The following is a 416-nucleotide window of genomic DNA, read 5'->3' on the forward strand; positions in this document are numbered from 1 at the left end:
ACACCGCTTACGACTACATTACTTTGCTCTGCAGTATTAATAACAGCGTCATCACCTGTTGCAACATCAATGCTGGTTACGGCTGTTTTATCGTGAATGGCGGTGTCTGTAGCGGTTGCTGTATTGCCTGCGACATCACTTACCGTGGCTGTGGCGGTTAATTCACCATCGCTTAAGCCTGATAAGTTTGCACCGGTAATTGTGTAAGTATTGTTGGTAACTGTGGCTTCAAAACTGCGCTCATTACCGGCTTCATCTGTTACTACCACTGTTACCGTTTGGTTGTCTTCGACACCCGTTGTGGTACCTGTAATTTCAACGTTTACGTTTTCATCATTGCCGTTAATTACGTCATCGTTTGTATCGTTGATATCAACTGTTATTGCAACTGTAGTGTCTTTGGTAAAGCTGGTTTC

The 416-nt window shown here is 43.8% G+C and carries 1 protein-coding gene; it reads right to left on the reverse strand.

From position 1 onward, the window contains the following. On the reverse strand, positions 1 to 416 hold a 416-nt coding region (locus H5159_RS20790; RefSeq protein ID WP_182780974.1), incomplete at both ends, for an Ig-like domain-containing protein.

The organism is Pseudoalteromonas sp. SG43-1, from assembly GCF_014164415.1.
Lineage (GTDB): Bacteria > Pseudomonadota > Gammaproteobacteria > Enterobacterales > Alteromonadaceae > Pseudoalteromonas > Pseudoalteromonas distincta.